Annotated in this window: 14 protein-coding genes and 2 pseudogenes; 10 read left to right on the top strand and 6 right to left on the bottom strand. The window is 36.9% G+C overall.

The genetic code is table 11. The annotated features are described in order from the left end of the window. Positions 1-91 precede the first annotated feature (91 nt). Together ABXG98_RS14820 and ABXG98_RS14815 are read left to right on the top strand one after the other, a co-directional pair. Entirely contained in the window at positions 92-1,021 is a 930-nt protein-coding gene (locus ABXG98_RS14820; protein ID WP_353539468.1) for a M14 family metallopeptidase, read from the top strand. 954 nt (positions 1,022-1,975) lie between these two features. Further along, complete coding sequence (locus ABXG98_RS14815; protein ID WP_353539467.1) at positions 1,976-4,165, top strand: OsmC domain/YcaO domain-containing protein; 2,190 nt, start codon at positions 1,976-1,978, stop codon at positions 4,163-4,165. A 98-nt stretch (positions 4,166-4,263) separates the two neighbouring features. Here ABXG98_RS14815 and bamJ read toward each other — a convergent pair whose 3' ends face one another. The 4 genes from bamJ to ABXG98_RS14795 all read right to left on the bottom strand — a co-directional run bounded on the left by bamJ (position 4,264) and on the right by ABXG98_RS14795 (position 6,766). Beyond that, on the bottom strand, positions 4,264-4,734 hold the full coding sequence (bamJ, locus tag ABXG98_RS14810) for a BamJ family beta-barrel-assembly machinery protein (RefSeq protein WP_353539466.1): 471 nt from the start codon (positions 4,732-4,734) through the stop codon (positions 4,264-4,266). 87 nt (positions 4,735-4,821) lie between these two features. Next, complete coding sequence (locus ABXG98_RS14805) at positions 4,822-5,067, bottom strand: DUF2164 domain-containing protein (protein ID WP_353539465.1); 246 nt, start codon at positions 5,065-5,067, stop codon at positions 4,822-4,824. A gap of 41 nt (positions 5,068-5,108) precedes the next feature. Next, positions 5,109-6,365 carry a Y-family DNA polymerase gene (locus tag ABXG98_RS14800; RefSeq protein WP_353539464.1) on the bottom strand — a complete coding sequence of 419 codons (1,257 nt, stop codon included), beginning with the start codon at positions 6,363-6,365 and terminating at the stop codon, positions 5,109-5,111. Then, positions 6,353-6,766: a LexA family protein gene (locus ABXG98_RS14795; RefSeq protein ID WP_353539463.1), complete on the bottom strand. Its 414-nt coding sequence runs from the start codon at positions 6,764-6,766 to the stop codon at positions 6,353-6,355. The genes ABXG98_RS14800 and ABXG98_RS14795 overlap by 13 nt, the downstream gene beginning before the upstream one ends. A 179-nt stretch (positions 6,767-6,945) precedes the next feature. On the opposite strand from ABXG98_RS14795, the gene ABXG98_RS14790 reads away from it, so the two are divergent. Then, entirely contained in the window at positions 6,946-8,025 is a 1,080-nt protein-coding gene (locus ABXG98_RS14790; protein WP_353539462.1) for a metalloprotease, read from the top strand. A gap of 18 nt (positions 8,026-8,043) precedes the next feature. On the opposite strand, the gene ABXG98_RS14785 is transcribed toward ABXG98_RS14790, so the two are convergent. Beyond that, a complete protein-coding gene (locus ABXG98_RS14785) occupies positions 8,044-8,868 on the bottom strand; it encodes a competence protein CoiA family protein (protein ID WP_353539461.1) in 825 nt (274 codons plus the stop codon). A 404-nt stretch (positions 8,869-9,272) separates the two neighbouring features. Here ABXG98_RS14785 and ABXG98_RS14780 point away from each other — a divergent pair, with 404 nt between their 5' ends. From ABXG98_RS14780 to ABXG98_RS14765, 4 genes and pseudogenes are all read left to right on the top strand, one after another. Continuing rightward, positions 9,273-9,467 carry an antitermination protein NusB gene (locus ABXG98_RS14780; protein WP_353539460.1) on the top strand — a complete coding sequence of 65 codons (195 nt, stop codon included), beginning with the start codon at positions 9,273-9,275 and terminating at the stop codon, positions 9,465-9,467. Positions 9,468-9,517: 50 nt separating this feature from the next. Continuing rightward, positions 9,518-9,853: pseudogene (locus ABXG98_RS14775) on the top strand (transposase); the annotation flags it as partial. Positions 9,854-10,163: 310 nt separating this feature from the next. Further along, on the top strand, positions 10,164-10,340 hold the full coding sequence (locus ABXG98_RS14770; RefSeq protein WP_353539560.1) for a BrnT family toxin: 177 nt from the start codon (positions 10,164-10,166) through the stop codon (positions 10,338-10,340). A 65-nt stretch (positions 10,341-10,405) separates the two neighbouring features. Beyond that, entirely contained in the window at positions 10,406-10,615 is a 210-nt protein-coding gene (locus ABXG98_RS14765; RefSeq protein WP_353539458.1) for a BrnA antitoxin family protein, read from the top strand. A gap of 365 nt (positions 10,616-10,980) precedes the next feature. On the opposite strand, the pseudogene ABXG98_RS14760 reads toward ABXG98_RS14765, so the two are convergent. Further along, positions 10,981-11,511 (bottom strand): annotated as a pseudogene (locus tag ABXG98_RS14760) (transposase); the annotation flags it as partial. Positions 11,512-11,695: 184 nt separating this feature from the next. Between ABXG98_RS14760 and ABXG98_RS14755 the strand changes: the two are divergent. The 3 genes from ABXG98_RS14755 (at position 11,696) to ABXG98_RS14745 (ending at position 13,151) form a co-directional block, all read left to right on the top strand. Further along, positions 11,696-12,118: a Tse2 family ADP-ribosyltransferase toxin gene (locus ABXG98_RS14755; protein WP_353539457.1), complete on the top strand. Its 423-nt coding sequence runs from the start codon at positions 11,696-11,698 to the stop codon at positions 12,116-12,118. A 2-nt stretch (positions 12,119-12,120) separates the two neighbouring features. Then, the gene (locus tag ABXG98_RS14750; RefSeq protein WP_353539456.1) at positions 12,121-12,294 is read left to right on the top strand and encodes a hypothetical protein; all 174 of its coding nucleotides are present in this window, start codon (positions 12,121-12,123) and stop codon (positions 12,292-12,294) included. Between the two features lie 335 nt (positions 12,295-12,629). Continuing rightward, a complete protein-coding gene (locus ABXG98_RS14745) occupies positions 12,630-13,151 on the top strand; it encodes a hypothetical protein (protein WP_353539455.1) in 522 nt (173 codons plus the stop codon). Positions 13,152-13,562: the final 411 nt, after the last annotated feature.

Genomic DNA, 13,562 nt, shown 5'->3' with positions numbered 1-13,562 from the left:
TAATTTATTAAGCCTATAACATCGTCCATAACTTAGTATGGTATTTTATGGGCTTACTTCCTTATCAAGTTCAAAATAGTACAGGTAGCATATGTCTAACAATCGTGAGAATCAAATAGGTACACTTGGTCAACCTTGGGGTGATATTGAAAAGGCACAATGGTTTGATGCACAGACAATTAAACGCTCATATCAAGATGAGGTTATTAGCAAAGTGCAAGCGTTGGCCCCAGCTTTTGATGTGGTTCAATATGATGCACTCGCTATTGATAAAATGCGTTATCCGCTATTTGCTTTGAAAAGTAAACATTGGCAGGCGAACAAAAAGTGTGTGTTAATTACCGGTGGCGTACATGGTTATGAAACTAGTGGCGTGCAAGGGGCACTACGATTTTTAGAGCAGCAAGCTAAGTCGACCACCAGTCGTTATGGTGAGTTGTTCAATATTATCGTTATTCCTTGTGTAAGCCCTTGGGGCTATGAAACGATTAACCGTTGGAATCATCAAGCTATTGATCCTAATCGTTCATTTTATGCTAACAGCCCTGCGCAAGAGTCAGCAGCCATAATGACATTTATGCAGTCACTGGCCGTCGATATTTTCATGCATATTGATTTACATGAAACGACAGATACCGATAATAGTGTGTTTCGACCGGCATTATCGGCACGTGACGCCATAGAGCAAAAAAATTGGAATATTCCTGATGGCTTTTATTTGGTGGGAAATACCGCTAATCCTCAGCCCAATTTTCAACGTGCAATCATTGAATCGGTTGAAAAAGTAACTCATATTGCTCCCGCTGATGACAACGGCAAGCTTATTGGCGTAACCCTAGAGCAATTTGGTGTGATTAATTATGCTGGTAAAGAATTAGGGCTTTGCATGGGATTAACAGATGCTCAGTATACGACGACAACCGAAGTTTACCCGGATAGCCCAAAAGTTGACGATGAAAACTGTATTCTCGCTCAAGTTGCAGCGATTACTGCGGCACTTGATTATATAATTGCATTTTAGCAATGTTTATTTAGTGCATTATTCTTGCGCAGATGTGTTCTTATTTTTTCATGAAAATGCGCTTTGTCGGTAATTTTACTGCACTACGCTATCACGTAAAATTGAATGAAAGATATTGTTAGCGATATGTGCCTATTTCTTTGTGAGACATGTCTTACAAGCTCGTGAGATATGTTGTTAGTTTTTTGTTGTCGTTTTTGTTTTTTATAATTAGCTTGTTGAATATAAAGAAAAAAATTTTAATTATGCTATTTGTCACTTAAATTTTTTATTAAAAACTCATTTTTGTAGCCATCAAAATATCCGTTTTTAGCGTAATATTTGTCTTGTCAGGAAGGCACAGAGCAGGAAGCTCTTTTACTAAGTTTACTAGAGTAATGATTACTTGAGGTGAAAATTGCTGCAGTACGGAGTACTAAAGTATTTGAGGGAGGCTTAAGGAATAAGTCGAGTGAATAGGAATTCACTAACGGAAGAAACAAATAGGGATGTGATTCAATTAGGACGATTGATGTCAGGAAGACGTGTCTAGGAGACAAAACGTGTGTTAAAGGATTTAACACTAATTTTTTAGTTACAGGAATTAACTAAGGCTAAATATAGCATGGATGTATACGGATGTATTGCTAAGGACAAGAGTGGGTATTTGCTCAAAGGATATACTAAGGAAAGTTGTCAAGGAAGAAGAGAAACACTAAATACGATGCAGGATGCATATAAGCTAGTTATAAAAATGCAGCTCATGGAGCTGCATTTTTTATACGTGTTTTCTTTTGTTTTATTAATTTCTTCAATTAACCCAAGACTATTGCGTTAAAAACACAGATAATTACCCCCAATAAAGATTAATCCCGCGATAGAGACTACCAAACGAATTAATGGTCGATTGGTATAGCCTGCTAAGTACACACTTAACAAGCATCTATGGCATTTTACTATTTCGGAAACTATCCCATGGAAATTAACGTTAATTTTCTCGACAATCTCAGACTTGAAGCTAAGTTTGATGACTTTACTGTTATTGCTGATCAACCGATACGATATAAAGGCGATGGTTCTGCGCCAGGGCCTTTTGATTATTTTTTAGCGTCATCTGCTATGTGTGCAGCATATTTTGTTAAGGTGTATTGTAATGCGCGTGATATTCCTACCGATAATATTAGGCTTTCGCAAAACAATATTGTTGATCCTGACGATCGCTATAACCAAATTTTTAAAATTCAGGTGGAACTGCCCGATAGTATTTCTGATAAAGACAGGCAAGGTATTTTACGATCAATCGATCGTTGTACGGTAAAAAAAGTGGTACAAACAGGGCCAGAATTTCAAGTTGAGGCGGTTAAAAGCCTTGAGCAAGACGCTCAAGCGATGTTGATGGAGCAGCAAGAAGGTGATGCTAATACTTATATTCTAGGTAAAGATCTACCTCTTGAGCAAACCATTGCTAACATGACAGAAATTTTAGCTAACTTAGGCATGAAGATTGAAATTTCATCTTGGCGTAACATTGTACCTAATGTATGGTCATTACACATTCGAGATGCGGCATCTCCTATGTGCTTTACTAACGGTAAAGGAGCAACCAAAGAGAGTGCTCTTTGCTCAGCCTTAGGAGAGTTTATAGAACGCCTGAACTGCAACTTTTTTTATAATGATCAATTCTTCGGTGATGAAATAGCCAATACTGAATTTGTTCATTACCCCAATGAAAAATGGTTTGCTCTTGAAGACGATGATCAACTCCCCGCAGGAATTTTAGATGAGCATTGTTTAGCAATCTATAACCCAGATGATGAGTTATGCGGTTCACACCTTATTGATACTAACTCAGGAATGAAAACTCGCGGTATTTGTGCAATCCCTTTTGTTCGTCAATCAGATGGTGAAACAGTTTTTTTTCCTTCTAACTTAATTGAAAACTTGTTTTTAAGTAATGGTATGAGTGCGGGGAATAATCTTTATGAAGCGCAGGTGCAGTGCTTATCAGAAATCTTTGAACGAGCCGTCAAAAGACAAATTATAGAACAAGAAATTGTTTTACCCGATGTTCCGCTTACCGTGCTGGAAAAATATCCCGCCATTTTAGCTGGCATCAAGGGCTTGGAAGCTCAAGGGTTTCCTGTGGTGATAAAAGATGCGTCATTGGGGGGACAGTTCCCGGTAATGTGTGTCACGTTAATGAATCCAAAAACGGGTGGGGTGTTTGCGTCTTTTGGTGCTCATCCCAGCTTTGAAGTCGCATTAGAGCGCAGCTTGACTGAGTTACTTCAAGGTCGTAGTTTTGAAGGGTTAAATGATGTACCCAAACCAACATTCAATAGCATGGCCGTTACCGAACCTGAGAATTTTGTTGAGCATTTTGTTGACTCAACTGGGGTTATCTCGTGGCGATTTTTTAGTGCTAAACATGACTATGAGTTTTGCGAATGGGATTTCTCAGGGACAAATGAACAAGAAAACAATCGTTTGATGGATATTCTACAAGCGCTTGATAAAGAAGTTTACATTGCTGTTTTTGATCAACTTGGCGCAACGGCGTGTCGTATACTGGTACCTGATTATTCTGAAGTTTACCCCGTAGAAGATTTAATTTGGGACAATACCAATAAAGCATTAGATTATCGTGAAGATATCTTAAATCTTCATCGTTTAAGTGATGAAGCACTTGCACGTTTATTTGAGCGTTTAGAAGATAGTCAGCAAGATAACTATATCGATATCAGAACGTTAATCGGTATTGAGTTCGATGAAAATACCGTGTGGGGGCAGTTGACAATTTTAGAATTGAAAATTCTCATTTGCCTTGCGCTTGGTGCCCTAGAAGATGCTGTTGAGCTTGTAGGAGAGTTTCTTCAATATAATGATAATACCGTTGAACGAGGCTTATTTTATCAAGCAGTTCATGCCGTGCTTGAGATCACCTTAGATGATGACATGGCATTAGACGACTTTATTGATAACTTAAACAGAATGTTTGGTGTAGATACGATGAAAAATGTGGTTGGCTCAGTAGTTGGAGACGTTAGATTTTTTGGTCTAACCCCAACCAGTATGAAACTTGAAGGCTTAGACAAACACCTTAGGTTGATTGAAAGCTACAAAAAACTTCATCAAGCTCGTGCTGACAAAGCAAGTCAATCGTAACACTACTAATATAAGCCAATCGCTGTGTTTGATTACAGCCATTGGCTTTTATCGGGTAAACATTAAATGAGGTTATCGCTTACTTGCTCTAAGACACACTATTGAATTTCCAACAGTGTTACTTCAAAAATAAGTAATGAACCAGCGGCAATTTTACCTGCGGCTCTATCACCGTAGCCTAACGTTGAAGGAATGAAAAATTTAAACTTATCACCAACAACCATTAATTGTACGCCTTCAGTCCAACCACTTATTACTTGATTTAAGCCAAAGCTGATAGGCTCACCTCTTTCTACTGAACTATCAAAAACGGTGCCATCTAATAAAGAGCCATGGTAATGAACTTTAACTTTTGAGCTAGCTGTTGGGTGTTCAGTGCCATCACCTTGTTCTAGTATTTGATATTGCAACCCTGAGGCGGTTTCAATGACATTTTCGACGGTTTTATTGTTGGCTAAAAATTTTTTAGCAATAGCATTATTCTCAATGGCAGCCTTGGCGTTATTTGAACTTCGGGTAAAGTAGATTGCTATCATGGCAATAATGATAACTAAAACAACATATTTCATAATTTATCCTATTAGGTATTTAAGTTGTGCATTCTAGCACTCGATAGTCAGAGGTGCTATTTATACCTTTTAATCAAATTAATGGTATTAGTTGGTTTCTTTTTCAATAGCATAAATTTCATCATCAATTGCTTCAATTCTAGACTCAAATACCGCTCGAGCATCATGAAGCCCTTGATTGTAAAAATGCGCGCCAATTTCTTTAGAAAAAAAGTCTAAAAGAAACTCAGCGTCAAACTGCTCAAGCTCTTGGTCTAGTTCACTATCAAAATAGTCTTGAAGTTTTTCAACCATGGCCGCTCTTTGTTCACTAGAAAACTCAATACGAGACATTTTAATATAACTCCATTTTTCATACGGTTTAACATTAGATACTAACAACTTATTTTAGGAATATCACGCCAACTACTGGTATATTGTGGCGATAAAAAGTGTCTTCTCATTTGCCATCTTTCAGCTTTACCTTCACTTGCCAATGTCATTGTACCTTGACCATAACGGTGATTCACGCCATCAAAACACTTCATTATTAACGGGCTAGGTTGCGTAGGTGCGAATAAATCAGGCTGTTGATATTGTTGGTCTTGTAAAGCAATAGCGCCAACACCGCAGCGATAGAAATAGACACCGCTTTGAAAGATTTCTTGTAAAACCAAGCCGATAGCTGAAGCTATTTGACTACTACTATTTGTTGCCAGCGGAAATTCATAGATCAGAGACTTTTTATAATACTGATTATCATGCGGTGAACTGGCAGCAAAAATTAGCAAGCGCTTAACCAATGATTGTTGTTGGCGTAGTTTTTTAGCAACAATAGCGCCATGGGTAACTAGCGCAAACATTAATGCTTGGTGATCTGTTATTCTTTGACCAAAGCTACGTGTTGAAAATATTTCTTTTTTGGGCGCTTTGATCTCATCCCAAGATAAGCAAGCAATACCGTTAAGCTCATTAACTGTACGTTCAACCACCACGCTAAATTGTTTACGCATGTCTTTAGCTGATTGCTGAGCCAGTTGCTCAGCGGTATTAATACCAAGTAAGTTAAGCTTTTTACCTAGCCTATTTCCTATTCCCCATACATCAGTAACACACATGCGTTTAAGTATTTCCATACGTGATTGATTATCACCAATGACAGCAACACCGTTAAACCCCGTTAATTTTTTTGCTGCATGGTTTGCGGCTTTTGCTAGGGTAGGGGTGGTACCAAAGCCTACGCCAACGGGTAAACGCGTTTCTTTCCAAATAGCTTTGCGGATTTCATGTCCGTATTTATGCCAGTCATTAATCATGCTACCGTAGTTTTTAAATGCTAAAAAAGATTCATCAATAGAGTAGATATATTGGTTATCACAATATCTGGCCATAACATTCATCATCCGCTCACTTAAATCTGCATATAGCTCATAGTTAGATGAGCGCACAACAACCCCATGCTTTTCTAAGAAGTACTTAATTTGAAAGTAAGGCTTGAACTTGGGAATACCCAAACGTCTTGCAATAGGACACACCGCACAAATACAGCCATCATTATTTGTTAGCACTACTACGGGTTTATTGCGTATGCTTGGATCAAATACCTTTTCAGCGCTAGCGTAAAAAGATACGGCATCAACTAATGCGTACATAGCGTAATTTCAGGTGATTTTTGATGTAGACGAATAGAGCGAGTAACCACCCCTTCTAATTGAAAATCATCTTCAGGTGTTATATGAACCGGAGGGTGTTTGCTTGATGCAGACAATAAAAGTGCTTGGGTTTTATCTATCAATTTACAAACAAAGCAACCATTATAATTAGCAACAATAATATCGCCATTGTTTGCCATTAACGACCTGTCCACAATCAATAAATCACCATTAAAAATACCAACGCCTTGCATAGAGTCGCCATTGGCTTGACCAATAAAGGTCGCGTTAGGGTGTTTGATCAATAGTTGGTCAAGTGATAAACCAAGCTCTTTATATTCAGCAGCAGGGCTTTCAAAACCACTTATACCCGCTTCTGCAAATATAGGGATGACTTTCATAAAAAATAATTAACTGTGTTTTTATACAGTATAGCGGTTTTATTTAAAATATACAGTAAAATAACTGTGACATTGAAGGTTTAAATAATTTTCCTACAGATAAACCTTGCTGTATCAATAAATATAGTGATAATCGGGCTCGGCGTTATTTATTGGGTTTATATTAGGACATACATACAGTGCAATTATTAGCAATAGAGTGTTTAGGTAAAACATTACGGTTAGAGGGTTCAATGGCTGGGTGGCAGCAACTGTTTTGGGATGATCAATGTGTCTCGCAAATTGATGCCAGTACTGACAACGAGGGTTTTTCACATCAATTTCTCTTGCAAAATGAGCAAGGTGAGGTACACGTTGAACTTAAGGGCTTATTACAATGGCAGCCTTTTGAATTGCTATTTCAGCTATTAATTAATGGTGAACTTTTGCATGAAAACACCTTAAAAGAAAAAGACATAGAACAACGCCAAGTTAGACAAGATCAAAAACACCCCATTAAATTCAGTTTCATTGGCATGGCAGGCCTTGGTTTGAAGCTATTGAAAAGTGCCAAGGTTATTAAAGTATTATTTGCTGCGGGTAGCTTGGCGGCATATAGCTGGCTATTTTCTATTGAGTTTGCTATTGCGCTGATACTTTGTCTTGTTTTTCATGAATATGGTCATATCAAGGCGATGAAGTACTTTGGACTGAAAACCAAGGGTATTTATCTTATTCCCTTTGTGGGCGGTTTAGCGCTGAGCGATGATAAAATTAATACCCGTTGGCAAGATATTGTTATTTCAATTATGGGGCCATTTTTTGGTTTGATATTATCTATTGCTTGTTTAGTTGGCTATTGGCTTACTGATATAGAAATACTTGCAGGCCTAGCCGTATTTAATGCGCTGCTTAATTTATTTAATATGCTACCAGTATTGCCTTTAGATGGCGGTCATGTGCTGAAAAGCATCGCTTTTTCATTTAACTCCAGAGTTGGTTTAGTGGCATGTGTATTAGGGGCCGGGCTAGGGGTTTACATCAGTTATCATTTTGGTTTAGCGCTGTTAGGTTTTTTACTGGCTATTGGTAGTGTTGAAATATTTTTTGAATATAAACGTCGACATTTAAGCGAACTATTACCACTTAACCGTTATGCACAAATCGTGTCAGCCTTGTGGTATGTTTTAACCTTAGGTGGTTTGAGTGCCATTATTTGGTTTGTTGGTCAAACAGGTAATGAAGCGTTAGCATTACCCCTTAAAATACTAGGTAGCTAACTTAATTAACATTACACCTCACATTGGTCTTCTATAAAAGTGAGAACGGCATTTCGGACAAGGGTTTACCCCAGTAGAATATCCCTGATATTCTAGCTGACAAGACAAACAATACCACTGCATTGCCTGTATAGCTTGAGTAGGCTTTTGAATGTAATTGCGTGCTTGTTTTTGCTCGTTTGCTGCTCTTGCGCTAAGCAGTTTCTCTTGCTCAGTAATTTTGAGGTAAGCAGCCGCTTCCCTTTTATGATAAAGCCAGTGCTTAGTGGTGGTTTTTGATTCAAGTAAATGCTGTAAATGATTTCTTAAATGATTAATCACCTTACCTTTATCATCATAACCAACATGCTCAATGCTAATAGCTATGACGCCGAACAAGGCTTGGTCAAATGAAGCTTCAACCAAGGATTGAGACTGTCTGGTTAAGAATATAATGCCTAATTTTTTACCTTTTACTTCAACGGTAACATCACACGCAAGAGACTTTAATTCTGGGTTGGTATAGTGAATAATTGAGGGTTCCGTTACTTTGATTTTATGATAATCCATTCCTTTAAAATCAATATAGTACTCAGGTAATGCAAGGGTAGAGCCTTCGAGTAGTAGTTGCTTAATCATCATTTTTACGGCAACAGCCCAAGAAAAATCACAACTTAGCTCTTGATCCTTTTCTATACATTGGCTGTCGTGAGCAAAATGCCACTCATTGATTTTACCTTTCCTTGCAACAAGAGGGATATTGCAACTAGGGCAAATACACCCACACTTTTTTCCTGATTGAACATCAGCAACATCAACTAATAACTTTGTATCTAACGATAAAGCAAACGGTATTAAATTCATCAAAGCATCCAGCGTAGAAAAATCGAGTAAAAGTTTCAGCTAATGATGATTATAGCGTATTTAATTAATTGCAAAGCAAGCTCGCAGCTATTTATAGGGGGCGGTTATAAAAATCGATCTATAGGGCTTAAAATTCCGTATAGAAAATACATAAGCTAAATAAGTCATCCTGATAACTTTATTTATTTATTTTTAACGGTATAAAAAATCTTCTTTGGTTATGAATTATCCCAAATGCTGAAAAAGGATTTAACCAATCTTCCACTCATCAATCAGTTGATATGTTTAGCATTAAGTGATTGATGCAATAAGGTAATTAGCGTATTGTAGATTTTTATAAATTTATGAAAGCAGTTAGCTGTTTCGAGATTTATGGTGTATTTAATTTAATTAAGGAGAACAAAATGAATGGAAGCGAAATCGTAGCACAAGGTGGTCAATATGCAGTTGGGTTGGGTACTCTAGCATTATTGAATGCAGGCTTAGCTCAAAGTAAAAATCGAAGTGGTTTACTTTGGTTTTTTATTTCCTTACCTTTAGGGCCACTAGCAACACTACTGCTTGTTGCAATGGAAAAGCAGCCAGAAATAAAGTTGTAGCAAAAACTGCTAATAAATAAAGGATAGGTTGCGTTTGCCGCAACTTAGTTCGTTTCACAGGGTATTTAAAAGATTGCCGCGTATGTCCACTGCAAAGGCAATGCATGCGAAAACCGCCCAAAGCCACAGGTAGGCAAGTACAATTTTTAATAAACCAATCGCAAAACATCAGCCACAGTGACCGAATGAAAGTAAAAATAGACAGCCCCGCAGGTCGATGGCAATACAGCAAACGATTAGGGGCAATTGAGCCAGTATTTGGCAATATCACGGTGAATAAAGGCATAAATAAATTCACCTTGCGAGGACAAGAAAAAGTGAATGCTCAATGGCAACTGTATTGCCTTGTTCATAATATAGAAAAGTTAAGAAATAGCCTGTATTAGCGCTAAAACAACCCAGCATCTACCCAATAAACAATATTAATATTAAATTATCGCCCTAAATAAGCAATAATTCATATCCCTTCAAGGCAAAAAATAAAATCACCAAAAGCGTAAACGTTTTTGATTGTTAAAAGAAAGTAATCCAATTAAAGTGATTTTATTAAAAAATAATATAAAAAACGAGTAGTTCTACAGGCTCGTTAGTTTTACCTCACATATTGCATTCGCATTACAATATAACTACACTGTAATATATGAATGATATCAAATTTGAATGGGATCCAAATAAAGCGTCTTCCCGTCTTCCAAGATCAAAAAGCATGGAGTAAGTTTCGATGAAGCTCAATCTGTATTCTTTGATGGATATGCTCGCTTAATTCCAGATCCTGATAGCTCTTTCGGTGAAGAGCGTTATTTAATTCTCGGTCAAAGTGATAATTTCAAAACTCTTGTAGTGTGTCTATTGTTATCGAGATCACGAAGATAATATTCGTATTATTTCAGCTAGAAAAGCTGATAAATACGAACGCAAACAATATGAGAAGTATAGATATGCGTGATCAATATGATTTTTCTAATTCCGTACCTAATCCCTACGTGAAAAAACTAAAAAAACAAATAACTATCCGTTTAGATCAAGATGTTATTGAGTATTTTAAACAACTTTCAGAGCAAAATGGCGTACCTTATCAAAATCTTATCAATCTTTATCTTAAAGATTGTGCAAGTAGTCACAAAGAGTTAAAACTTAATTGGCAATAAGTAAAACTAAATTGGGTAGCCGGAGGTTTCTACCCTCCAGCCCCCACACCACCCTGCATGCGACTCCGCACAGGGCGGTTCATTAACCATGATGGATTTTAATCCAGATACCCCTAAGTGAGAAATTAAATAAGCCACCCATAATTACTCTCAGCAAAAACTAAACGTTAATCAGCAATTGTTTTATTAAAAGTATTGACGCGATGATGAGGTAAATGGCTTAGTGAGCTGCTTTATTCCCCTTAACTACACTTTTTCTGACGTGTAGGTGAACTCTAGATGAGTGTCTGCCGTCACGCTTGGGAAGCGTTGTTTTTTGATGTATTGTCTTTTTGTTTTTTGTTTGTTTTTATCGCTAACTAGAATTAGGCACTATTCAAACAGGCTTGAGCGTTTGCAATGCCATGGCTGCGTTTTAAACCAACATGTTCGCTAAATTCACTTAAGTGCGCTGCGGTTCCTACAGCGCCAGTGAAAATACATTCAAATTGTGTGGTGAGTTTTAACCAGCTGTCATCACTAATATGTAGCCTTGTGAGTATATTGCCTGCTTTAGGGCTAATAGCGCCACGTTTATCACTGCGTATCACTTTTCCTGTTTCATCTACTAGGGTTAAATAGTCTTTTAAACTAAAGGTAATACCCTGAGTTTTGTCTTGGTGTTCGTTACCAGTAAAAGGGTGTAATTGTTTAGGTTTTTTACCGTTAATGGCCGCTTTGATGCGTAATTGAATACTGGTGAAACTTGATTGCTCGGGTGTAGGCGCAATAGCAGCCCGTACGGGGTTTAAATCAACATAAGCCATACAAGATAATAAGGCGCCTTCATCAAGTAGGGCTTGAGATTTAAAACGACCTTCCCAAAAGTGCCCTGTACATTTATCTTCTTTATTGGCTGTTTAGCATTAGGTGATTGATGCAATGAGGTAATTAGCGTATTGTAGATTTTTATAAATTCATGAAAGCAGGATAACCATCGTGTTTAAACATGCAGTGTAGCCTGCTAATAAAGTTCGTTAGCACAACTCAATAACTCTATCGCTTTACGAGGCGTTAAAATAAATCATAAGGAAGATGATTATGCACACTCCAATTCAATTCTATGTTACTTTGCCATTTGATCTTTTTCGGCTTGGTCGTAAGTCAAAAGCAAAATTTGATTATATTAGAGCTAATCCCCCAAGAGCAGATGAAGAAACTTGGGATGTAAAGGTTTATGAAAAAAATGGCGTTGACTTTGTTGACTCTAAATCAGGAGGGCTTTCGTTATTTAACTATCGAAACCCAAAGTTTGGTACCCTTTGGTGGAAGTTGCCAGCAAAATCAAAAATGCCTAATGGCTTACATGTTTCACTAGATCAGGGAGGAGTCAAAGGTAAACATCACTTTACCATACGTCCTTTATACGACATGCCTTTGACCATGTATTTGGAAAAATTAAACCAATTAGACTCAATGGCTATCCCATGTTTCATTGGTGTGCCAAACCAAAGAGTAGGATAATTATGTTTTCGCAATTAGAATTACGAGTAATTAAAAAATCACTTAAGGATAAGCTAGATAAAGAGACATTGGATCTTAAAAAGCTAGATGAAGATAGTGATGATTATATGGAAAAGGCGAATGATTTAATGGTCATAGATGCGCTTATATCTAAGGTGGAGCAATCGTTGCCTTAATAAATAAAGGATAGGTTGCGCTTGCCGCAACTTAATCCTGTTGTTGAACAAGCCCGTTGTTGATGCATATTCTTTAAAAATAAAGAAACCACTCATGATAATTTTATTTAGTGTTAACTGTATAAAAAATCAGTTTTGTTAAGAATTATCCCAACTGCATGAAAAAAGGGTTTAACCAATCTTTAACTCATCAACCAGTTAAAGGCTTTAGCATTAAGTGATTGATGAGCTGAGGTAATTAGCGTATTGTAGTTTTTTACAAATTCATGAAAGCAGGGCTACCTCAGGCTGCATAGTTTGTAAAATCAACCTCTACATAAATAATAAGGAACGTTATGTCATCAAATATATCTATTGAAAAATTACCATATAATATTCAAAGCAGTAAAATTGCTCAGTTAGCATTTTTAGCAAATATCATTGGAATTCGAAAAGAATTACTTATTAACGCGGGGCAAAGAGAAATAGATGCTATATGCGCTACTATTCTATACAGGCACCTTCCGCAAGCCCAAAGAAACTATGCAATGCAACTTATTCGTTCAGTGAATAACAGGCCGTTACAGGGAAAATTAATAGAAAATGTATTATTAACAACATTTGTAAATCCACAGTGGGGAATTTGGTCCCTATCAAACAAAGAGCTCGAATCAGATCAAGAATTCCATCAGCTTTTAGATAACTTAGCAAGTTATATAGGAATAAGTGCTTCTTTTATGGGAGTTAAGGATCTATATGAAGCATTTAGAAAAAACAAGAAGATGGGGCGTGCTGGCTTAATTTTACTTGTAATATTTGGCGCTGTAGCTTTTAATAAATCGGAGCTTAATAAAGTTAATAAAGAGCTAAAAAAATAGAAGTGTAGTATTAACATCAGAGTTATATAAATAATGATTAACATTCTATATTATGTAGGCGTTTCTATCTTTGCGATTTATCTTTGGAATGACGCCTCTGAACAGCATAAAGATAATTTATTTTATTTGGCAGTTATTTGCTCGCAGGTAGGTTTTTATATTTTATCAAAGAAGCTAGATAGTCTGAAAGCTAAAATATCACAACTTGAAACTCAAGAGGATAGTAGTGTTAAGCAATTGAATAAGGACTAAAAAACAGTGGGCTCATCGTTTCGCTCGATTTTAGCCCACAAAAACTAAATAATCCACCCATAATTACTCCACGCAAAAACTAACCGTTAATCGGTAATTGTTTTATTAAAAGTATTGACGCAATGATGAGATAAATGGCTTAGTGAGCTGCTTTTATGG

The organism is Colwellia sp. KU-HH00111, assembly GCF_040362745.1.
Lineage (GTDB): Bacteria > Pseudomonadota > Gammaproteobacteria > Enterobacterales > Alteromonadaceae > Colwellia.
Note: the sequence above shows the minus strand (reverse complement) of the source record. Positions and strands in the feature narration are given on the sequence as shown.

Bases quoted from the DNA above. Each gene is read 5' to 3' on its own strand.
- ABXG98_RS14785 (WP_353539461.1), bottom strand. From the start codon at position 8,868: ATGAATTTAATACCGTTTGCTTTATCGTTAGATACAAAGTTATTAGTT.
- ABXG98_RS14795 (WP_353539463.1), bottom strand. From the start codon at position 6,766: ATGAAAGTCATCCCTATATTTGCAGAAGCGGGTATAAGTGGTTTTGAA.
- ABXG98_RS14800 (WP_353539464.1), bottom strand. From the start codon at position 6,365: ATGTACGCATTAGTTGATGCCGTATCTTTTTACGCTAGCGCTGAAAAG.
- ABXG98_RS14745 (WP_353539455.1), top strand. From the start codon at position 12,630: ATGTCATCAAATATATCTATTGAAAAATTACCATATAATATTCAAAGC.
- ABXG98_RS14820 (WP_353539468.1), top strand. From the start codon at position 92: ATGTCTAACAATCGTGAGAATCAAATAGGTACACTTGGTCAACCTTGG.
- bamJ (WP_353539466.1), bottom strand. From the start codon at position 4,734: ATGAAATATGTTGTTTTAGTTATCATTATTGCCATGATAGCAATCTAC.
- ABXG98_RS14815 (WP_353539467.1), top strand. From the start codon at position 1,976: ATGGAAATTAACGTTAATTTTCTCGACAATCTCAGACTTGAAGCTAAG.
- ABXG98_RS14755 (WP_353539457.1), top strand. From the start codon at position 11,696: ATGCACACTCCAATTCAATTCTATGTTACTTTGCCATTTGATCTTTTT.
- ABXG98_RS14780 (WP_353539460.1), top strand. From the start codon at position 9,273: ATGAATGGAAGCGAAATCGTAGCACAAGGTGGTCAATATGCAGTTGGG.
- ABXG98_RS14765 (WP_353539458.1), top strand. From the start codon at position 10,406: ATGCGTGATCAATATGATTTTTCTAATTCCGTACCTAATCCCTACGTG.
- ABXG98_RS14750 (WP_353539456.1), top strand. From the start codon at position 12,121: ATGTTTTCGCAATTAGAATTACGAGTAATTAAAAAATCACTTAAGGAT.
- ABXG98_RS14805 (WP_353539465.1), bottom strand. From the start codon at position 5,067: ATGTCTCGTATTGAGTTTTCTAGTGAACAAAGAGCGGCCATGGTTGAA.